The following is a 21,623-nucleotide window of genomic DNA, read 5'->3' as shown; positions in this document are numbered from 1 at the left end:
GGCTCATCCGGCACCCTCATCGCGTCTTGGTCCAATGGAGAAAGGGCGCGCATGGCGCACCCTCGTTGGATGAGCGGCGTATAGGGGGAGTCGGGGGTGGTGTAAAGGGGGTTTGGAGGATCGCAAATCAGGTTGGGCGGGTAGCGGGCCGGACTATTGAAGGTCGAGTTTGAACCCCAGTTACAGATTCTGCGACTTGCATGAATGACCGCTTCTCGATTGATTAAACAAATTCGTTCTCTTTGCTTTGATCCTATAGATCAACAGGTAAGATCATGCGTTCTGGAGTCAGCGCTGGGTCCCAGTCCTTCCTTTCTGAGTACCACAAGAAATTTTCATCCGCTTCGTATAGATATCTGATGCCAGCCAAGATCGGTCCACGAACGCCATCCGGCAGAGCATTGTAGTCAACGGCGAGTCTCTCCCAGCGAAACTCAAACCAGCCGATGTTGTCTCTACCTTTTAGGGCGTTCGCCAAAAGGAGCGCAGTACAAGTCACGAAACCACGTGTTGATCGCACGTGCGACACAAGTTCGACGACTTCACTTGGGTACCAGAACTCATTCTTTGGGAACAGGCATGTTTCTGATGACAGCACATCATTCAGCGCTTTCAAATGCTTGTCGATATCACTGCCATAGTCTGCCGCAGCAACGCTCTTGCGCGTCGGTTCATCCATCATCCGTGCGACGTCGCAAAGCTTAGGAAGGATTTCGTCGGCGGTGCGCGTCAACCGGCTTTCCTCAGGCAAGAAGCGCTCTGCCCGTTCATGGCTGAAGGAGTAGTCGTCAACACTGTCCAACCCACGCAATATTGCCGAGCGAAGAAGCTGCGTCGAAGCACGAATCTGGTTCGCCGCCATTTCAGCGAAATCTCTTGAGTCGCTATTCCAAAGCCCCTTTTGAAGATCATTTGCCAAGATCATGGCAACTGCGAGGTCCGCCCCTAACGAGGAATCCAAAGCTTTGGACGCAAGCAATTCGTGGCACGTTGCGTCAGCTTTATCCTCAAACCGGCACGACTGTTCTCGGACTATCCTTGGAAAGCCGTGACCGCCGATTTGTACCAATCGAACGTCATCATGGGATTGCAGGAACCAAATCAGGTCAAATGCGGCTTGCGCTCTTCGAAATGTGAAACTCGGACGGTTCATACGAGCAAGCTATCTTTTTCGGCTGACCGTAGTAAGGCATCAATCGAGCAATCTCAAAGAAGCGATCCTTCAACTTGTCGATCCTGACGGGCAGCAATGTCCGCATATTCGAGACCCGCCCTCATGCAAAAGACCGCCCCATTGGAGCGGCCTTTGTTGTTTCCGGAAGTCCCGGATCAGGTCCGGGACGGTGTTGTGCCTAGTTTGGCTACCGAGTGAGTTCTCGGCATTTGCTTTGCTAACGCCAGCCACTCACGGGCGCCCAGAGTGGAGAGGTGGCGGGTTCTCGGTGATTACTTCGTATTCACCTGCCACCCGCTAGGTGCGTTTGGGCTGACGCCCAAGCCACACCTTACTCAACAATCTTCGACACCACGCCTGCACCCACGGTCCGGCCACCTTCGCGGATGGCGAAGCGGAGGCCGTCTTCCATCGCGATGGGCGCGATCAGTTCAACGTTGAACTTCAGGTTGTCGCCCGGCATCACCATTTCGGTGCCCGCAGGCAGCTCAACCGTGCCGGTCACGTCCGTGGTCCGGAAATAGAACTGTGGACGGTAGTTGGCAAAGAACGGCGTGTGGCGGCCGCCCTCTTCCTTCGTCAGGATGTAAGCCTCGGCCTCGAACTTCGTGTGTGGGGTCACGGAACCTGGCTTGCAGAGCACCTGACCACGCTCAACACCGTCACGGTCGATACCGCGCAGCAGGGCGCCGATGTTGTCACCCGCTTCACCGCTATCCAGCAGCTTGCGGAACATCTCGACCCCTGTGCAGGTCGTCTTCTGCGTGTCGCGGATGCCGACGATCTCGATCTCGTCACCCACATTGATCACGCCACGCTCAACACGACCGGTCACAACCGTACCCCGACCAGAGATCGAGAACACGTCCTCGACCGGCATCAGGAACGGCTGGTCCACCGCACGGGCCGGCGTTGGGATATACTCATCCACAGCCGCCATAAGCTCGGCGATCTTCTCAGACCCGATTGCATCATCACGGCCCTCGAGCGCGGCCAGAGCCGAGCCCGCGATGATTGGGATATCATCACCGGGATACTCGTAAGAGCTTAACAATTCGCGAATTTCCATCTCGACCAGTTCGAGCAGCTCTTCATCGTCGACCTGATCGACCTTGTTCATGAAGACAACCATATATGGGATGCCCACCTGGCGGCCCAACAAGATGTGCTCGCGCGTCTGGGGCATCGGGCCGTCAGCGGCGTTCACCACCAGGATCGCGCCGTCCATCTGCGCGGCACCGGTGATCATATTCTTGACGTAGTCAGCGTGGCCGGGGCAGTCGACGTGTGCATAGTGACGCGTGTCAGTCTCGTATTCCACGTGGGCGGTCGAGATGGTGATGCCGCGGGCCTTTTCCTCAGGCGCGCCGTCAATCTCGTCATACGCCTTGAAGTCACCAAACTGCTTGGTAATCGCCGCCGTCAGCGTCGTCTTCCCGTGGTCAACATGGCCAATCGTGCCAATGTTCACATGCGGCTTATTCCGTTCAAACTTTTCCTTAGCCATTTTTCTCTTCCTTTAGAGGGACTTCGATTGATCGCGCCTTTGGCGCGCTTGTTACAATTGCCAGGCCGATTCACGCAAGCTGTTGGCGTTGTTTGTTCCGGGCGCTGTGCTCAGCGTCGGGCTTGCGACGGCTGGCGATGCCGAACTGCCGGATGCTGCCGCAGGGCCGAAAAGCTCTGTCGCAACAGTCTCTGCAAAACGCGTGATCGTCTGCGTGTAGTCAGATTGCGGTGATCCACGAGAGGCTGCGCCAATGACACCGCCCGGCGCGTAGCCGTCGCCCGTTCCGACAACCTGTGTCGGCGCAAGCAACGATGTCTGCGACGCAAGCTCAACGATTGAGACCGTACCGGTCGCTGTGCTGATCCCGCCGACCAGCAATGACTGGCCGGGCGAGACGAGGCTGACCCGATCAACATTCACGGTCACAACAACCGGCGTGCCACCGGGATTACCCCGACCACGCAGGCGTGAGGATAGTGCCCGCGTGACGTCCGCGCGCACCTGAGCGGGCGGCACATCAATCGCGCGGCCTGTCACGCCAGCAAAGCCGTTCGTGTCAACGACCACATCCTGCACGAACATCGCACTGGAGACTTGCGGGTCGATGAGCGGTTCCTCCGCGCATGCGGACAGCAAGAAAGCTGCCGCAATTGCGATAAGGGCCTTGATCTTCGTCATGCGTATTTGGCCTGGATCTCTTCTGAGATGTTGTTCGGCACAGGCTCGTAATGGTCGAACTGCATCGTGAACTGTGCACGGCCCGAAGACATGGAACGCAGTGTGTTGATGTAGCCGAACATGTTGGCCAGCGGCACCATCGCGTCGATGGCGATGGCGTTACCCCGTGTGTCCTGGCCGGATACCTGACCCCGACGTGATGTCAGATCGCCAATGATGCCACCGGTATATTCTTCCGGTGTGATCACCTCGACCTTCATGATGGGTTCAAGCAGTTTCGCACCCGCCTTGCGCATCCCTTCACGCATGCACATCCGGGCTGCGATCTCAAACGCAAGCACGCTGGAGTCCACATCGTGGAACTTCCCGTCGAGCAGCTGCACCTTGAAGTCGATCACGGGGAAGCCGGCCAGCGGGCCGCTATCCATGACGGACTGGATGCCTTTTTCGACGCCAGGAATGTATTCCTTGGGCACCGCACCACCGACGATGAGCGATTCAAACGAATAGCCTTCGCCTGGCTCGGTCGGGATGATGTTCAGCTTCACCTCACCAAACTGACCAGACCCACCGGACTGCTTCTTGTGGGTATAGGTATGCTCCACCGCGTGACCGATGGTTTCGCGATAAGCCACCTGGGGCGCACCGATATTCGCTTCAACCTTGAACTCACGCTTCATGCGGTCGACAAGGATGTCGAGGTGCAATTCGCCCATGCCCTTCATGATGGTCTGACCGGATTCCAGATCGGTTTCGACGCGGAAGGAAGGATCTTCAGCAGCCAGACGCTGCAACGCGATACCCATCTTTTCCTGGTCGCCCTTGGTCTTGGGCTCAACAGCGATCTCGATCACAGGCTCTGGGAAGGTCATCGTTTCCAGCACGACAGGATCACTTTGCGAACACAGCGTGTCACCCGTTGTGGTGTCCTTCAGACCACCAAGCGCGATGATGTCGCCTGCAAAGGCTTCATCGATCTCTTCGCGGTTGTTGGAGTGCATCATCATCATGCGGCCCACACGCTCTTTCTTCCCCTTGGTGGAGTTGAGCATCGTGTCGCCCTTGCTCAGCACGCCAGAATAGATGCGTGTAAAGGTCAGCGAGCCCACGAATGGGTCGTTCATGATTTTGAAGGCAAGGCCAGAGAAAGCCATGTCATCATCCGCGCGGCGGGCGATATTACGCTCTTCGGTTTCGTCGCCGGGCTTGAAGCCCATGTAGTCGACCACGTCCAGCGGGCTGGGCAGATAGTCGATCACGGCGTTGAGGAGCGGCTGAACACCTTTGTTCTTGAAGGCAGAGCCACCCAGAACCGGCACGAAGGAAAGCGACAGCGTGCCCTTGCGCAACAGGGCGCGCAGCGTCGGCACGTCAGGCTCATTGCCTTCGAGGTATTCCATCATCGCGTCGTCGTCCATTTCGACGGCCGCTTCGATCATCTTGTTGCGCCATTCGTCAGCCTGGTCTTTCAGGCTGTCGCGGATCGGGGCCTTGATCCAGGACGCGCCCAGATCTTCGCCCTGCCACAGCCATTCTTCCATGGTGACCAGGTCGATCAGACCTTCAAGCTCAGTCTCTGCACCGATCGGCAGCGCAACGGGCACGGCTTTTGCACCGGTGCGGTCTTCGATCATCCGCACGCAGTTGAAGAAGTCGGCACCGATCTTGTCCATCTTGTTGACGAAAACCATGCGCGGCACCTTGTAGCGGTCAGCCTGACGCCACACGGTTTCGGTCTGTGGCTCCACACCGGCATTGGCGTCGAGGACGCAGATCGCGCCGTCAAGCACAGCCAGCGAACGCTCCACCTCAATGGTGAAGTCCACGTGGCCGGGCGTGTCGATGATGTTCATCCGGTGCTTGGGCGTGTCGGCTGTCTGGCCGTCCTCGGTCCGCTCCCAGAAGGTGGTCGTCGCAGCGGACGTGATCGTGATGCCACGCTCTTGTTCCTGCTCCATCCAGTCCATGGTCGCGGCGCCGTCATGCACCTCACCAATGTTGTGCGACTTGCCTGTGTAGTACAGGATCCGTTCGGAACATGTGGTCTTACCGGCGTCGATATGCGCCATAATCCCAAAGTTGCGGTAGAGTTCGAGAGGATACTCGCGTGCCATCTGGATGTTTCCCTATTACCAGCGGTAGTGGCTGAACGCTTTGTTCGCGTCGGCCATTTTATGGGTGTCTTCGCGTTTCTTGACGGCGGAACCACGGCCATTGACCGCGTCCATCAATTCGCCTGCAAGACGCTCTTCCATGGTGTTTTCGTTGCGGGTCTTGGCAGCCTTGATCAACCAGCGGATGGCCAGTGCTTCGCGACGCTCTGGGCGGACCTCAACAGGCACCTGGTAGGTGGCACCACCTACACGGCGCGAGCGGACTTCGACGGCTGGTTTGATGTTGTCGAGGGCTTCGTGGAAGACTTCAACAGGGGCTTTTTTCAGCTTGTCTTCAACGCGGTCAAAGGCGTTGTAGACGATGCGTTCTGCGACCGATTTTTTCCCATCGATCATCAGGTTGTTCATGAACTTTGTCAGAACGATATCGCCAAACTTTGCGTCTGGCAGAACTTCGCGTTTTTCAGCGGCGTGACGACGTGACATCTATGATTTCCCTTACTTAGGACGCTTCGCGCCGTATTTCGAACGGCGTTGCTTACGGTCTTTGACACCTTGGGTATCAAGCACACCGCGCAGAATGTGGTAACGCACACCGGGAAGGTCTTTCACACGGCCGCCACGGATCAGAACAACAGAGTGTTCCTGAAGGTTGTGGCTTTCACCGGGGATGTAGCTGATGACCTCAAAACCATTGGTCAGGCGCACCTTGGCAACCTTCCGCATGGCCGAGTTCGGCTTTTTCGGTGTGGTGGTGTAGACGCGTGTGCAAACGCCACGCTTCTGGGGGCAGGATTCCAAGTGCATCGACTTGGATTTGTTGACTTTTGGCTGGCGCGGCTTGCGGATCAGCTGCTGAATCGTTGGCATCGTGTGATGTTCCCATCTATTCACATGTGCGTCCGGCAAACGCGGGGTTTCAAAAGATGTGCCTTTGAAAGCACAAAAATTCCGCAGTCGAACCCTTACCGGAGGTTCGGTGCGGTGAGTTTCCAGAGGAACAAGACAATAGGCGCCCGGTTCTTGGCCACATCAGGTTTGATAACGGGATAAAGGGGCAGGCCCCAACCCGGATGAGCGGCGTATAGGGGGAGTCGAATTGGCTGTCAACAGGGGCCGGTCGGCGGCGTGTTTCTGCTTGATTTCCGTGCCATTTCAGCGGCCGTTATCTCATAACAAACCGCCTTTATTGTATAGCGCCCGCCCGTGCCTGATGTCTGTCGGCAGATGCAAAACAAGCAAAAAGGCGGGATTCGCCCATGATCAGACAAATCACCCTTTCATTGATGGCCCTCGCAACCGTCGCCGGATGTGCCGCGACACCAACGTCCCCCACTGTCAGCGAAAGTGACGTTGACCGCGCCATGGAGGAGGCCGCCCGGATCTCGCTCCTGCCTGAAACCAGCTTGGCCGAGTTGCCTACGGGTACGGTCACCTATGACGGTCAGATCGGTGCAGATGTCAGCGGCGATGCCAATGGTAGCATCCTTGCGGATATGACGATGGTCGTCGGTTTCAGCACCAATGACGTTGACGGAAGTGTGACGAACATCAACCTGATCAATCCCGATGGAAGTCCTGATCAGTTGCTGGAAGGCACGCTCGACATCAACGGATTTGAGAGCAACGGCAACCTAAATGCCGAGGCGCGCGGTGAAGTCACCGGCGTGGACGTAGACGGGTTTGAGGTCGACTCTTTCATGAGCCTCGACCTTGATGGTGAGGTGCGCGACGACGTGATCAATGGCGACGCGGTCTATGGTGACGTCAACGGCACCGCGCGTGGTGACTTTGACCTGGACGTCGACGGGGTCTTCTTCGGCACTCAGCGCTAAAGGGCATGTGTTCGCAACTGCGCCTCGCGATAAAGGGTGAATAGCCCTGTGGCCACGACGATACCTGCACCAATAAGCGTCAGCGTGTCAGGCCACTCGCCAAAGACAATCACCCCCAAAACAAGAGCGACAAGCAGACTGGTATAGCGGAAGGGTGCGATGAAACTGATCTCGCCCCGCTGCATTGCCATGACCGAGAAGATGTATCCGAATATCAGGAAAAGCGTGGCGCCAGCCAATTGCAAGCCCGCAACCACCGTCATGGGCGCCCAAGTGGTCGCAGCCGCGCCCACCATGCCAAGCACTGCCACCCAAATCGCTGCCGCCAGAGCCACCAGAAGGGGCGGCACATTCGGCGACATGCGCCGCACCGTCAGGTCCCGCAATGTGATGCAAGCGACGGTGATCAGGGCATAGATACTGAAGCTGTTGAAGGCTGCCCCACCCGGCTGAATAATCAAAAGAACGCCAACAAATCCTACAAAAATGGCCGTCAACCGCCGCCACCCCAGCGGCTCGCGCAGGAAAAGGGCCGCGGCCAGCGCGACCGATAGGGGCAAGACCTGCATGATGGCACTGATATTCGCGATCGGCATATGCAAGAGGGCGGTGATAAAGAAATAGGTCCCCGCCATCTCGCAGGCGCTGCGCAATGCAATCCACCACCAATCCCGACGCGGAAGATCAAAGCGGAATTGCCCCATGAGACGGCACAACAGGATCAGGCAAATCACAGCCCCGATCCCACGCAACATGATGGCCTGGAAGAGGGGCAAATCTGCCGCCACGATCTTCATAAATGCATCATTGACGGTGTAGGCGCCCATCGCGCCCATCATCAAGAACGCACCGCGCATGTTGTCAGAAAGAATGGGCATCAGTCGGGTAAAAACAGAAATAAAAGCCGTGCCACGGTTGCATGAAGGTTTAAGAACAGTGTCGCAATCAATCCAAACCGGAATACCACGACATGATCGTGCGAAAATCTGTTTTTTAATTGGCTCTGGTAACACGCGGAATACCGCCATGCGCTCGCCAGCTGAACTCTGACGCAAACAGCGCAACCGCAACAGAAAAGGGCCCCACCAGTGTGAGGCCCTTCCAGAACTCTGTCAGCAAGAGACTACTCTGCCGCACCCTCTGGCGTGTCGACCACAAGATCGTCGGCAAAGACATCATCGCCAGAGACCTCATTGGCCATCTCCATTGGTGCTGCGAGCCTTGCGGCCTCTTCAGCCTCTTCCCGACGCGCCTCGATGACGACATTGTCGCGCTCGGCGGCGATGCGCGTGACACGCTGGGTTGCACCACCCGTACCAGCCGGGATCAGACGACCGACGATCACGTTCTCTTTCAGACCGATCAGCTTGTCCTTCTTGCCCTGCACCGATGCCTCGGTCAGCACGCGCGTGGTTTCCTGGAACGACGCCGCCGAGATGAACGACCGTGTTTGCAAGGACGCCTTGGTAATCCCCAACAGGATCGGCTCACCTTGTGCCGGACGATCACCACGGGCGAGAGCCTTGGCGTTGGCCTCGTCAAACTCGGCCTTGTCCACATTCTCACCCTTTAGCAGCACCGTATCACCGCTGTCCTGAATCTCCCATTTCTGGAGCATCTGGCGGACGATAACCTCGATATGCTTGTCGTTGATCTTCACACCTTGCAGGCGGTAAACGTCCTGCACCTCGTCGATCATGTAGTCAGCAAGGGCCTCGACCCCCAGAACCGCAAGAATATCATGCGGGGCCGGGTTGCCGTCCATGATGTAATCACCCTTCTGGACAAAATCACCTTCCGCAACCGGGATGTGCTTGCCCTTGGGCACCATGTATTCGACCTTCATCTCCGGATCTTCAGAAGACTCGATCGCGATGCGGCGCTTGTTCTTGTAGTCCTTGCCAAAGCGCACGTAACCATCGATTTCGGCGATGATCGCGTGATCTTTCGGACGACGCGCTTCAAAGAGTTCCGCCACACGCGGCAGACCACCGGTGATGTCCTTGGTCTTCGCACCCTCACGCGGGATACGCGCGACCACATCACCGGCCTTGATCTCTTGCCCGTCATCAATCGACAGGACCGCGTCAACCGACATCGGATAGGCAACCGGGTTGCCGTCATCCTTGACCGCAGGTTCGCCATCAGCGCCGACCACGATGATTTTCGGGGCAAGCTCGTTGCCTTTGGGTGCTGCGCGCCAGTCGGCCACGATGCGTTGGGTCATACCCGTTGCATCATCGGTTTCCTCGCGAACGGCGATGCCGTTGACCAGGTCAACATATTTCGCCGTCCCCGATTTCTCCGCGATGATCGGCAATGTGAACGGATCCCATTCAAAGAGCTTGTCGCCGCGCAGGATATCCTGCCCGTCTTTGACAAAGACTTTGGAACCATAGCCAACCTTGTGGTTCGCCAACTCGTTACCGTCAGAGCCTTCGATAGCGATGGTCATGTTCCGGCCCATCACGATCATCTCACCCGATGCGTTCTCCAAAAGGTTCGCATTGCTAAAGCTGATCTTGCCAGGCTGTGACGCTTCAAGGAACGACTGCTGACCACCCTGTGCAACACCGCCGATGTGGAACGTCCGCATCGTCAGCTGTGTACCGGGTTCACCGATGGATTGTGCAGCGATGATGCCCACAGCCTCACCAATGTTCACACGCGTACCACGTGCAAGATCACGGCCATAGCACATGGCACAGACGCCATCCTCGGACTCACAGGTCAGCGGCGAGCGGATGCGCATCTTGGCCAGGCCGGATGCGTCGATCATGTCCGCCTTGCGTTCATCGATCAGCTCACCCTTCTCGACGATCACCTCGTCAGTGCCAGGTTTCAGCACGTCCTCGGCAGCGACACGGCCCAGCACACGCTCGGCCAGTGACGCAACAACTTCACCGTCATTCACAGCCGCCTCAGCAGTGATCGCAGCCTCAGTCCCGCAATCAAGCTCACGCACGATGCAGTCCTGAGCCACATCAACCAGACGACGTGTCAGGTAACCGGAGTTCGCGGTCTTGAGTGCGGTATCCGACAGACCTTTCCGCGCGCCGTGGGTCGAGTTGAAGTATTCAAGAACGGTCAGACCCTCCTTGAAGTTCGAGATGATGGGCGTTTCGATGATTTCGCCATTCGGCTTGGCCATCAGGCCGCGCATGCCGCCCAGCTGCTTCATCTGCGTGACCGAGCCACGGGCACCGGAATGGGCCATCATGTAAACCGAGTTCGGCTCACCCTGCGATCCATCCGCCAGCGTTGGCGTGGTCCCGATTGTGTCCATCATCGCGTCGGTGACTTTGTCGTTGGCTTTTGACCAGGCATCGACGACCTTGTTGTACTTCTCACCCTGGGTGATCAGACCGTCCATATATTGCTGTTCAAAGTCCTTCACCTGATCGCGCGTCTCAGCCACCAGATCCCACTTGGTATCGGGCACAACCATGTCGTCCTTACCGAAGGAAATCCCGGCCTTGAACGCCTCCTGGAAGCCCATGGTCATGATCTGGTCGCAGAAGATGACCGACTCCTTCTGACCGCAATAGCGATAGACGGTGTCGATGACCTGCTGCACCTCTTTCTTGCGCAAGAGGCGGTTGACCAGCGCGAACGGCGCCTTGGCGTTCAGCGGCAAGAGCGCGCCCAGGCGCAGACGGCCCGGCGTGGTTTCAAACCGCGTCATGACCTCATTGCCTTCTTCGTCAATCTGCGGAATGCGCGCGGTGATCTTGGCGTGCAGATGCACTTCACCCGCCGTCAGTGCGTGTTCCACTTCCTCGATATCCGCAAAGGCGAGGCCTTCCCCCTTCATGCCTTCACGCATGATGGTGGTGTAGTAAAGGCCCAGGATCATGTCCTGCGACGGCACGATGATCGGCGCACCGTTCGATGGCGACAGCACGTTGTTTGTCGACATCATCAAGACACGCGCTTCGAGCTGCGCCTCAAGGCTCAAGGGCACGTGCACCGCCATCTGGTCGCCGTCGAAGTCGGCGTTAAAGGCCGAACAGACGAGCGGGTGCAGCTGAATGGCCTTGCCTTCGATCAGGACAGGTTCAAACGCCTGAATGCCGAGACGGTGCAGCGTTGGTGCCCGGTTCAGCATCACAGGGTGTTCGCGGATGACCTCATCAAGGATGTCCCAAACTTCGGGACGTTCTTTCTCCACCAGCTTCTTGGCCTGTTTGACCGTGCTGGACAGCCCTTTCGCCTCAAGCCGCGAGTAGATGAACGGCTTGAAGAGCTCCAGCGCCATCTTCTTGGGCAGACCACATTGATGCAGCTTAAGTTCCGGACCGGTCACAATGACCGAACGGCCCGAGAAGTCGACCCGCTTACCCAGAAGGTTCTGACGGAAACGACCCTGCTTACCTTTCAGCATATCGCTGAGCGATTTCAGCGGACGCTTGTTCGCACCGGTGATCACACGGCCACGACGGCCGTTGTCAAAGAGCGCATCCACAGATTCCTGCAGCATCCGCTTTTCGTTGCGAACGATGATGTCCGGCGCGCGCAGCTCAATCAGGCGCTTCAGGCGGTTGTTCCGGTTGATCACACGACGATAGAGGTCGTTCAGGTCCGACGTCGCAAAGCGGCCACCATCCAGCGGCACCAGCGGGCGCAGTTCCGGCGGGATCACGGGGATCACGGTCAGCACCATCCACTCAGGGCGGTTGCCGCTTTCGATGAAGTTCTCGACGATCTTCAGACGCTTGATGATCTTCTTGGGCTTCAGTTCCCCTGTCGCCTCTTTCAGATCGGCGCGCAACTGTTCCGCCTCAGATTCCAGATCGATCTGGCTCAACATCTCGCGGATCGCCTCAGCCCCGATATTGGCCTGGAACGCGTCCATGCCATAAAGGTCCTGTGCGTCGTTATACTCTTCCTCGGTCATCAACTGTCCATAGGTGAGGTCGGTCAGACCGGGTTCGATGACGACGTAGTTTTCGAAATAGAGGATCCGCTCCAGATCGCGCAGTGTCATGTCCAGCATCAAACCGATGCGGGAAGGCAGCGATTTCAGGAACCAGATATGCGCGACAGGTGCAGCCAGTTCGATATGGCCCATGCGTTCACGACGGACCTTTTGCAGCGTGACTTCCACACCGCATTTCTCGCAGACAACACCGCGATATTTCATACGCTTATATTTACCGCAAAGGCATTCGTAATCTTTGATCGGGCCAAAGATACGCGCGCAAAAGAGACCATCACGTTCGGGCTTGAACGTGCGGTAGTTGATCGTTTCCGGTTTCTTGATCTCGCCGAAAGACCACGACAGGATCCGTTCGGGCGAGGCCAGCGAGACCTTGATTTCGTCAAACGTTTTTGCCGGGGTGAGCGGGTTAAACGGGTTGTTTGTCAGTTCCTGGTTCATCTTCAATTCCTTGAATTGGGGTGCGTCGGGTGGGGTGGGAAAAGTCCTCGTGACGAGGACTTTTCAGTCCGTAAGAGTTTTCGTCACGAAAACTCTTACTCCTCATCCTCCGCATCCAGGAGTTCCATGTTGAGGCCGAGGCCCCGGACTTCTTTCACGAGCACGTTGAACGATTCCGGCACGCCAGCTTCGAAATTGTCTTCGCCCTTCACGATGGACTCGTACACTTTCGTCCGGCCCGCCACATCGTCCGATTTCACCGTCAGCATTTCCTGCAGGGTGTAGGCGGCACCGTAGGCTTCCAGTGCCCAGACCTCCATTTCCCCGAAACGCTGGCCGCCGAACTGGGCCTTACCACCGAGAGGCTGCTGCGTGACAAGGCTGTAGGGCCCGGTTGAGCGTGCGTGGATCTTGTCATCAACGAGGTGATGTAGCTTCAAGAGGTACTTCACACCAACGGTCACAGGACGGCTGAACTGCTCACCCGTGCGGCCATCGTAAAGCACCGACTGACCAGAGGTTGAGAACCCGGCGCGCACCAGCGCGTCGTTCACGTCAGCCTCTTTCGCACCGTCGAACACAGGCGTCGCAATCGGCACGCCGTGCGTGACGTTCCCCGCAGCCTCGATCAGCTGATCCTCGTCCATGCCCGCGATGCCTTCGTCATAGACGTTGTCGCCATAGACGATCTTCATCGCATCACGCACGGGCGTCAGATCACCGGAGCGGCGGTATTCATCCAGCGCCTCATCGATCTGCAAGCCAAGACCACGTGCGGCCCAACCCATATGCGTCTCAAGGATCTGACCAACGTTCATCCGCGACGGCACACCCAGCGGGTTCAGACAGAAGTCAACCGGCGTCCCATCAGCAAGGAACGGCATGTCTTCCATCGGCACAACCTTGGAAATCACACCCTTGTTCCCGTGACGACCGGCCATCTTGTCGCCCGGCTGTAGCTTGCGCTTCACCGCCACGAAGACCTTGACCATCTTCATCACGCCCGGGGGCAAGTCGTCACCGCGACGGACCTTTTCGACCTTATCCTCAAACCGTGCATCCATGGCGCGCTTCTGGATTTCGTACTGTTCGTTCAGCGCCTCGACGATCTTGGCATCATCTTCGTCTTCCATGGCAAGCTGCCACCACTGACCGCGGCTAAGCTCTGCAACGCTGTCCTCAGACACGATGGAACCGGATTTGAAGCCTTTCGGCCCCTTCGCGGCCTTCTTGCCGTTGATGATGTCCCACAGACGCGCATAGATGTTGCGATCCAGGATCGCGAGCTCGTCATCGCGGTCACGGGCGAGGCGTTCGACCTCTTCACGCTCGATCTGCAGGGCACGTTCGTCTTTTTCCACACCATGGCGGTTGAAAACGCGGACCTCGACGACCGTCCCGAAATCACCGGGCGGCAAGCGCAGGGACGTATCCCGCACGTCAGACGCTTTCTCACCAAAGATCGCGCGCAAAAGCTTCTCTTCCGGCGTCATCGGGCTTTCGCCCTTCGGTGTGATCTTACCAACGAGGATGTCCGCAGGCCCAACTTCAGCCCCGATATAGACGATGCCCGCCTCATCAAGGTTGCGCAGCGCCTCTTCGCCCACGTTTGGAATATCACGGGTGATTTCCTCGGGCCCCAGCTTCGTGTCACGGGCGGCAACTTCGAATTCCTCGATATGGATCGAGGTGAAGACGTCATCGCGCACGATCCGCTCCGAAATCAGGATCGAGTCCTCGTAGTTGTAACCGTTCCACGGCATAAACGCGACGACCACGTTCTTGCCCAGTGCCAACTCGCCAATATCCGTCGACGGACCATCGGCAATCACCTGACCCTTCTGCACCAGATCGCCCACCTTGATCAGCGGACGCTGGTTGATGCAGGTGTTCTGGTTCGAGCGCTGGAATTTGCGCATGCGGTAGATGTCAACGCCCGCATCGCCCAGCTCCAGATCCTCGGTCGCACGGATCACGATCCGCTGCGCATCCACCTGGTCGATGATCCCGGCACGTTTCGCCATGATCGCCGCACCTGAATCGCGCGCAACCACTTCTTCGATGCCCGTACCAACGAGCGGCGCCTCAGCCTGCAACAACGGCACGGCCTGACGTTGCATGTTCGAGCCCATAAGCGCGCGGTTCGCGTCGTCATTCTCAAGGAACGGGATCAGCGAGGCCGCAACTGACACCAGCTGCTTTGGAGAGACGTCGATCAGGTCCACGTTTTCGCGGGGGCTGAGCGTGTAGTCACCGTTCTTGCGGGTTGAGACCAGTTCGTTGTTGAACTCGCCTTGCGCGTTCATGTTCGCGTTGGCCTGTGCCACGGTGTGACGCATCTCTTCGGTCGCAGACATGTAGCTGACCTCATCAGTTACTTTGCCGCCAACGACCTTGCGGTATGGGGTCTCGATGAAACCGTATTTGTTCACGCGGGCGAACGTCGCCAACGAGTTGATCAGACCGATATTCGGCCCTTCCGGTGTTTCAATCGGGCACATCCGGCCATAGTGCGTCGGGTGCACGTCGCGCACCTCAAAGCCAGCACGCTCACGTGTCAGACCGCCGGGCCCAAGTGCAGACAGACGCCGCTTATGCGTCACTTCCGACAGCGGGTTGGTCTGGTCCATAAACTGCGACAGCTGCGAGGAGCCGAAGAATTCGCGCACCGCAGCAGCGGCAGGTTTCGCATTGATCAGGTCCTGCGGCATGACCGTATCGATCTCGACCGACGACATGCGCTCCTTGATCGCACGCTCCATCCGCAGAAGACCCACGCGATACTGGTTCTCCATCAACTCACCGACGGACCGCACACGACGGTTGCCGAGGTGGTCGATGTCGTCCACATCGCCATTGCCATCACGCAATTCGACAAGCGCCTTGATACAGGCAACGATGTCTTCCTTGCGCAAGGTGCGCATCGTGTCTTCGGCGTCGAGGTCGAGCCGCATGTTCATCTTCACGCGACCCACAGCGGACAGGTCGTAGCGCTCCGCATCAAAGAACAGCGTGTCGAACAAGGCCGACGCAGAATCAACGGTGGGTGGCTCACCCGGGCGCATGACGCGGTAGATATCCATGAGCGCGGTTTCACGGTTCATGTTCTTGTCCTGCGCCATCGTGTTGCGCATGTAGGCGCCAACGGTGACGTTATCGATGTCGAGCACGGGGATCGTCGTGATGCCCGCATCCAGCAGGTCTTTCAAGGTCCCGCCGATCACTTCACCATCTTTGTCCGTCTCAATTGTCAGCTCATCACCGGCTTCGACATAGATCGCGCCGTTTTCTTCGTTGATGATGTCCTGTGCGACAAACTTTCCGATGATGTTTTCGTAAGGCACCAAAAGATCGGTCACCTCACCAGCGTCGATCAGCTTCTTGACCGAGCGCGGCGTGACTTTCTCGCCCGCCTTCGCGATAACCTCACCGGTTTTCGCATCAACCAGGTCAAAAGCGGGGCGGGTGCCGCGCACACGTTCTGGGAAGAACTTGGTCGTCCAGGCTTTGCCTTTGCCATCGAGATGATAGTCAACCGTGTTGTAATAGGCATTCATGATGCCTTCCTGATCCATGCCCAGCGCATAAAGCAGTGTGGTCACGGGCAGCTTGCGGCGGCGGTCGATCCGGCAATAAACGAGATCCTTGGCGTCGAATTCGAAATCGAGCCAGGAGCCGCGGTAAGGAATGATCCGGCAGGCAAAGAGCAGTTTGCCCGACGAATGCGTCTTGCCCTTGTCGTGGTCAAAGAACACGCCGGGCGAACGGTGCATCTGGCTGACGATCACACGCTCGGTGCCGTTCACGACAAACGTGCCATTCGGTGTCATCAGGGGCATATCGCCCATGAACACGTCCTGTTCCTTGATATCCTTGACGGATTTCGCGCCGGTATCCTCGTCCACATCAAACACGATCAGGCGCAGAGTCACCTTCAGCGGCGCGCTGTAGGTCATGTCGCGCTGCTGACATTCCTCAACATCGTATTTCGGCTTTTCCAGCTCATACTTGACGAATTCAAGCACAGCTGTTTCGTTGAAATCCTTGATCGGGAACACCGACTGGAAAACGCCTTTGATGCCCTCACCATCAAGTGGCGTGTCGCTGTCGCCAGAGCGCAGGAACAGATCGTAAGAGGATTTCTGAACCTCGATGAGGTTCGGCATTTCAAGGACTTCGCGGATTTTACCGTAATATTTGCGTAGACGTTTCTGACCAAGGAACGTAGATGCCATAACAGCCGGGTCTCCAATAATGTCGTAAACGCACGCTCTGGTCGGGCCACCAGAACGCACGCCCGATGAAGGCAGGACCGTCTCAATGCCCGAGGTGCAACCCAAACACCTCTCCCGAAACGATCAACTTACCTGTCAAAACGCATGCCTAAGCGCTTTGAAAGATAAGTTTCAAAAGAACCTGTTTGTCGATTTTCCGATTGTTGAGCGGGTCTGAGTGGCACCAACTAAGAGAGATTCGGTCAAAGTTCAAGGGCGATGGGGAAAATCAATAGCTTTTTATGAATAGGCAGATCGGCGCTTCAGAACCCACCCCTGAGTGCCCCAAAGGCGCGTGGATGGCTCGACGGCACGTCTTGCGCACGGCAATTGATACGCCATGATGCACGGTGACGGAAGATGACACCGAGAAAGCGGTGCACATAGGACAGGACATATGCCATGCCGTTCAAACTGATCTCTTGCGATGGTGGCGGCATTCGGGGCTATCTGACCTGTCGTATGCTGCAGGCACTGCATCACGAAACGGGTTGTCTGGATAAGGCGGACGGCTTTGCAGGCACGTCAACAGGTGGTCTGATTGCCGTGGCTCTGGCCGATGGGCGGACCCGTGGGCAGGATATGGGCCGTCTGATGGATGAGCTGACCCATCACTATCGGTGTGACGCGGCGGTCTTTTTTCGCGAGAACGAAGAAGGGTTTCTGGACAAATCGATTGATCATCTTCTGGCAAAACTGAACCTTGCCGGTGGTCCCGGCATCCTGTCGGCGCAATATGATCCATCGGGTTTAACCGAGATCGGGCGTGGGCTTGTGGGCGACCGGACGCTTGCATCCATCTCTCCAGATCTGGTTTTGGCGGTCAATACGGTGTGCCTGCACCGCGACGACAAGGTGGGTTGGGCGCCCTTCACGCTCACCAATCAGGATCTCAGCGCCGTCGGATGGCTCGACACAACTGATGTGCGCCTGCTGGATGTGGCGCTGGCGAGTGCTGCAGCTCCATCCTATTTCCCACCGCACCAGATCGTCGCCGGCGATGTGGACTACGGGTACTTCGTGGACGGGGGGATGTTTGCAAACAACCCGGTCCTGAATGGCATCAATGTCGCCATGGCCGGGGGCCATGCCTATGATCTTGATCAGATCGAGGCGCTGTCGATTGGTACGGGCAAACAACCGACCGATATCTCGGAAAACATGATCAAGAACCCCGATGATTGGGGTCTTCTGAAATGGTTCGGGGTGACCTCACACGCACCGAAAGGCGCGTTGATCGAACTGATGCTGACCACCTCTGCTGAAAACCAGTACTGGATGGCGCGGCTAATGCTGCAGGACCGGCTGGTGCGGCTGAACCCACCGCTGCCGAAGATGGTTGGGCTGTCGACACATACTCCAGAAGCCTACATGCTGATGGATCATGCCATCGAGACGGGGAAGAAAAGCAAGGCATGGACCCATGCATTGGCGTTGTTGGAGGCATGGTAAACCCTTGCGGGCTTGTCATTAACCACGATCCATCTAAGGTGGCTCCGTCGGCATTCACAGTTGATTGGGTTTGAACAGATTTTATGAGCGATCAAGACCTTGCCGAAAAACTGGTTAGTGTTCTTCAGCGCCCTGATGGGAACACCAACCTGCGCCCCGTCCATTCCATTGGCATCAGCGCAACCGGCTTTTTCGAACCATCCCTGATCGCCCGGAATTTCTGTACAGCGGATCATTTCTGCAACGACAGATCAGATGTGATCGTCAGGTTTTCGAATGGGTCAGGTGCCGCGAGTGTACACGACGGGTGGTCCGACGTGCGCGGCCTTGCTGTGCGCTTTCATCTCTCGGATGGGACGGATACCGACCTGATCGCGATGACGCTGCCTGAATTCTTCGCACCAACGCCTGAAGGCTTTCTGGAATTTGCCGAGATGGCCGCGCCAAAGCCCTATCACGGGCAAACGCCATGGCAAAAGATCGCGGGGCTCTTGCAACTGATCCTGCCCAAGCGCGACCCCTATCCGGGCGAGACGATCAGCCCCGATGACGGGGCGATTGAATTTGCCGACCAGAACGCCTTTGCCCAATTGGGCGTGATGCAGGCCGCGCAAATCGGCGCGCCGGTCAGCTATGTGCGCGAGGCGTATCACGCCGTGCACACCTTTATAGTGACCGGCGAGGATGGCACCAAACGCTGGGTGCGGTTTTACTGGCAGCCTATTGCGGGTGTGCTGAAGACCAACCCTGCGGCCACGCCGGTGGATGACTACCTGCGTCAGGAACTCAAAGACAGGCTGGCCGATGAACCGGCGCGGTTCTCGCTGATGATGATGATTGGTGAGGTTGGCGACGATTTTAACGATTCCGCCCGCCCCTGGCCGCCGCATCGCAAGCGGATCATGATGGGCACGCTCACGCTGAATGCCGTGCCCAAAGATCAGGTCGCGCAATGCGAAAAGTTGAGCTTCAATCCCGGCCTACTAACGGACGGGATAGCGCTCTCAGACGATCCGGTCCTGCAGATCCGGATCAAGGCCTACGAAGTTTCAAGCGAATGGCGCGGCGCCACGCCCTGCCCTTTCTCCAAAGGCTAGGCGCATGCAGGACAATTGGTTCAACGCATATGTCAATTCCTTGCCGGATCGCGGCTGGTTCAAATTTCTGTCGCGCTATGTCGTTGTGCCCTACTGGATCTGGCGCGACCCGAAACCGAAACTGCCAGGTGGCCCCCGCCCCTCACCACAGCCCAGCGAAAACGTGCAGCGCATGATGAACCTGATCATGCCGCTCAAGGACCCGTCGCCCGCGGGCCGCGCCAAGGCCGCCATGGCCATCGCGCAGAATGTGGACGAGATTTTTGCGGGCCTCGACAATGTCGGTACCGTGCATTTCGCGCGGTTTCTCTTGATCGACAGGAATATCTGCATGATCTCGGTCTATGACGGCGATTTCAGCAATTACATCCGCGACTTCATCACCACGATCGGCAGCGTGTTTAACGAGGTGATTTCGCTCGTGGACGATGCAGAACATCTGATCCCGACCGAGCATAATGTCGAAGCGTTCATCGACTGGGTGCAGGAGCATGATCTGTTCCAGGCTCCTGATTTTGCCACGGACATGTTCGGGCTGCAGGATGTCGCCAAAGGTCTGCCGCCAAACCAACCGCCCCATGCGCTGGAGACATTGCCGCGTGAATTCATTCTGCAATTGCACGCCAATCGCAACATCTCGCTCGGTGGCGGTTATCGCGCCTATCCCGGCGTCTCAGCCGCGCAAGTGCGCCAGAAATTCGGACAGGGCTGGTGAAGGATACGTTCAATCTCGCCGATATTCAGGGGAACATCCTGCGCGGTTATCGCCGGGATTTCGTGCGCCATCTGATCCTTGAAGTGACTGACCGTGCGGCAGCACGGGCTTTTCTGGGCGCTGCCGTAGCCGGTGGCCGCGATGACGTGCCGGAGATAACACGCGACGTCACATGGACCGTCAGGCCAAGTTATTGCTTCAACATTGGTGTGACATATGAAGGTTTGCGCGCGCTTGGCACACCTTCAAAGCATCTTGCGACCTTCCCGACCGAATTCGTTGAAGGCATGACCAAGCGCGCGATGAAGGTCGGTGACTTTGGCGACAGCGCGCCTGCGCATTGGCCCGCACCGTTCGATCAACCGGATCGCGTGCATATCATCGCCTCCATTCACGCGGACGACGCGGCGCATCTGGATCAGGTCGCCGCCCGGGTTGGCAAGGCCTTCAACGTGCTCGGCGTGCGCAACGGGCGCAACCTGGCCGAAGGCCGCGTTTTCTTTGGCTATGTCGATGGCATCTCCCAGCCCCGTTTCAAACATGTGATCGATCCTGATCAGGTGGGCGTAGATGAACCGATGGACCCGCTGGGCACGATCCTTTTGGGCTATCCAACCCGGCAAGAAGGCGTGACTTACCGCGTGCCCAGCCCGCAGGAGCTTGGCTTTAACGGCACCTTCAACGCCTTTCGCGTGCTCGCACAGGATGTGATGGAGTTCGAGAAATACCTCGATGACGCTGCCGCCCTGCTCATGGACCACCCCAAACGCGATCTTCTGGCCGACCCCGCCCATCTGGACCGGATCGGGCCGGGCCTCGATATGCATGGGGCCCTGCGCGAAGTCGTGGCGGCCCAGTTCTGCGGACGCTGGCGTAATGGCGTGCCTTACGAATTGTCACCCGACGCGCAGTTTCCTGAAGAAGAGGTCTCGCTGACCAATTTTGACTACACGCACCGCTCGCGCTGCCCTGCTGGCGCGCATCTGCGGCGCGGCAATCCGCGCGGCGGCCCTATCGTGCAGCGCATCGCGAATTACAGCCGCAGGCTGGTGCGGCGCGGCATGTCCTACGGCCCCGATTTCGACCCGGCGAACCCCGATGATCAGGAACGCGGCCTCTTAGGCAGCTTCATCGGCGCCAATCTGGGCGCACAGTTTGAGGCGGTGATGTGCGACTGGATCAACCTTGGCCTGCAGGACCCCAATATCACCGGTGCAAATGACCCGCTTTTGGGCGCGAATACGCCAGAGACAAGCTGGTTTGACATGACCTTGCCGGATGGGGACAGCATACGGCTGCGTGGCATACCGCGCCTTATTCAGACGCGCGGCGGGGCCTATACTTTCCTGCCCAGCATCGCGGCTCTGACCTATCTCTCTGAATTGTGGGGCTGA

14 protein-coding genes are annotated in these 21,623 nt (G+C 57.7%); 5 read left to right on the top strand and 9 right to left on the bottom strand.

Annotated elements, in window-relative coordinates; genetic code table 11:
* Positions 1-253: 253 nt before the first annotated feature.
* The 6 genes from SLH47_RS17455 to rpsL form a co-directional block, all read right to left on the bottom strand.
* Positions 254-1,153 (bottom strand): hypothetical protein, encoded by a 900-nt coding sequence (locus tag SLH47_RS17455; RefSeq protein ID WP_320241203.1) that lies wholly within the window; start codon positions 1,151-1,153, stop codon positions 254-256.
* 352 nt (positions 1,154-1,505) lie between these two features.
* Positions 1,506-2,681, bottom strand: coding sequence for an elongation factor Tu (gene tuf, locus SLH47_RS17450; RefSeq protein ID WP_320241105.1), 1,176 nt, complete (start codon positions 2,679-2,681; stop codon positions 1,506-1,508).
* Positions 2,682-2,732: 51 nt separating this feature from the next.
* Complete coding sequence (locus SLH47_RS17445; RefSeq protein WP_320241201.1) at positions 2,733-3,362, bottom strand: hypothetical protein; 630 nt, start codon at positions 3,360-3,362, stop codon at positions 2,733-2,735.
* Positions 3,359-5,476, bottom strand: a complete 2,118-nt coding sequence (gene fusA, locus SLH47_RS17440) for an elongation factor G (RefSeq protein ID WP_320241200.1) — start codon at positions 5,474-5,476, stop codon at positions 3,359-3,361. The genes SLH47_RS17445 and fusA overlap by 4 nt, the downstream gene beginning before the upstream one ends.
* A gap of 15 nt (positions 5,477-5,491) precedes the next feature.
* The gene (gene rpsG / locus SLH47_RS17435; protein ID WP_320241198.1) at positions 5,492-5,962 is read right to left on the bottom strand and encodes a 30S ribosomal protein S7; all 471 of its coding nucleotides are present in this window, start codon (positions 5,960-5,962) and stop codon (positions 5,492-5,494) included.
* Positions 5,963-5,974: 12 nt separating this feature from the next.
* On the bottom strand, positions 5,975-6,346 hold the full coding sequence (rpsL, locus tag SLH47_RS17430; protein ID WP_045998418.1) for a 30S ribosomal protein S12: 372 nt from the start codon (positions 6,344-6,346) through the stop codon (positions 5,975-5,977).
* Between the two features lie 389 nt (positions 6,347-6,735).
* Between rpsL and SLH47_RS17425 the strand changes: the two genes are divergently transcribed.
* Complete coding sequence (locus SLH47_RS17425) at positions 6,736-7,311, top strand: hypothetical protein (RefSeq protein ID WP_320241195.1); 576 nt, start codon at positions 6,736-6,738, stop codon at positions 7,309-7,311.
* On the opposite strand, the gene SLH47_RS17420 is transcribed toward SLH47_RS17425, so the two are convergent.
* From SLH47_RS17420 to rpoB, 3 genes are all read right to left on the bottom strand, one after another.
* Positions 7,308-8,189 carry a DMT family transporter gene (locus SLH47_RS17420; RefSeq protein ID WP_320241192.1) on the bottom strand — a complete coding sequence of 294 codons (882 nt, stop codon included), beginning with the start codon at positions 8,187-8,189 and terminating at the stop codon, positions 7,308-7,310. The two genes, SLH47_RS17425 and SLH47_RS17420, sit on opposite strands and share 4 nt — an antisense overlap.
* 245 nt (positions 8,190-8,434) lie before the next feature.
* Positions 8,435-12,691 (bottom strand): DNA-directed RNA polymerase subunit beta', encoded by a 4,257-nt coding sequence (gene rpoC, locus SLH47_RS17415; protein WP_320241191.1) that lies wholly within the window; start codon positions 12,689-12,691, stop codon positions 8,435-8,437.
* Between the two features lie 95 nt (positions 12,692-12,786).
* Positions 12,787-16,926 carry a DNA-directed RNA polymerase subunit beta gene (rpoB, locus tag SLH47_RS17410; RefSeq protein WP_320241188.1) on the bottom strand — a complete coding sequence of 1,380 codons (4,140 nt, stop codon included), beginning with the start codon at positions 16,924-16,926 and terminating at the stop codon, positions 12,787-12,789.
* 441 nt (positions 16,927-17,367) lie between these two features.
* Between rpoB and SLH47_RS17405 the strand changes: the two genes are divergently transcribed.
* The 4 genes from SLH47_RS17405 (at position 17,368) to SLH47_RS17390 (ending at position 21,623) form a co-directional block, all read left to right on the top strand.
* Positions 17,368-18,417 carry a patatin-like phospholipase family protein gene (locus SLH47_RS17405; RefSeq protein ID WP_320241186.1) on the top strand — a complete coding sequence of 350 codons (1,050 nt, stop codon included), beginning with the start codon at positions 17,368-17,370 and terminating at the stop codon, positions 18,415-18,417.
* Positions 18,418-18,500: 83 nt separating this feature from the next.
* On the top strand, positions 18,501-19,514 hold the full coding sequence (locus tag SLH47_RS17400; protein WP_320241184.1) for a catalase: 1,014 nt from the start codon (positions 18,501-18,503) through the stop codon (positions 19,512-19,514).
* A 4-nt stretch (positions 19,515-19,518) separates the two neighbouring features.
* The gene (locus SLH47_RS17395) at positions 19,519-20,229 is read left to right on the top strand and encodes a hypothetical protein (RefSeq protein ID WP_320241182.1); all 711 of its coding nucleotides are present in this window, start codon (positions 19,519-19,521) and stop codon (positions 20,227-20,229) included.
* Positions 20,226-21,623, top strand: a complete 1,398-nt coding sequence (locus tag SLH47_RS17390; RefSeq protein ID WP_320241180.1) for a hypothetical protein — start codon at positions 20,226-20,228, stop codon at positions 21,621-21,623. Before SLH47_RS17395 ends, SLH47_RS17390 begins: the two co-directional genes overlap by 4 nt.

The sequence above is a fragment of the Cognatiyoonia sp. IB215182 genome, from assembly GCF_033963905.1.
In the GTDB taxonomy this organism is placed as follows: Bacteria; Pseudomonadota; Alphaproteobacteria; order Rhodobacterales; family Rhodobacteraceae; genus Yoonia.
The sequence above is the reverse complement of the archived record's forward strand: the minus strand, read 5'-3'. Positions and strand labels throughout refer to the sequence as shown.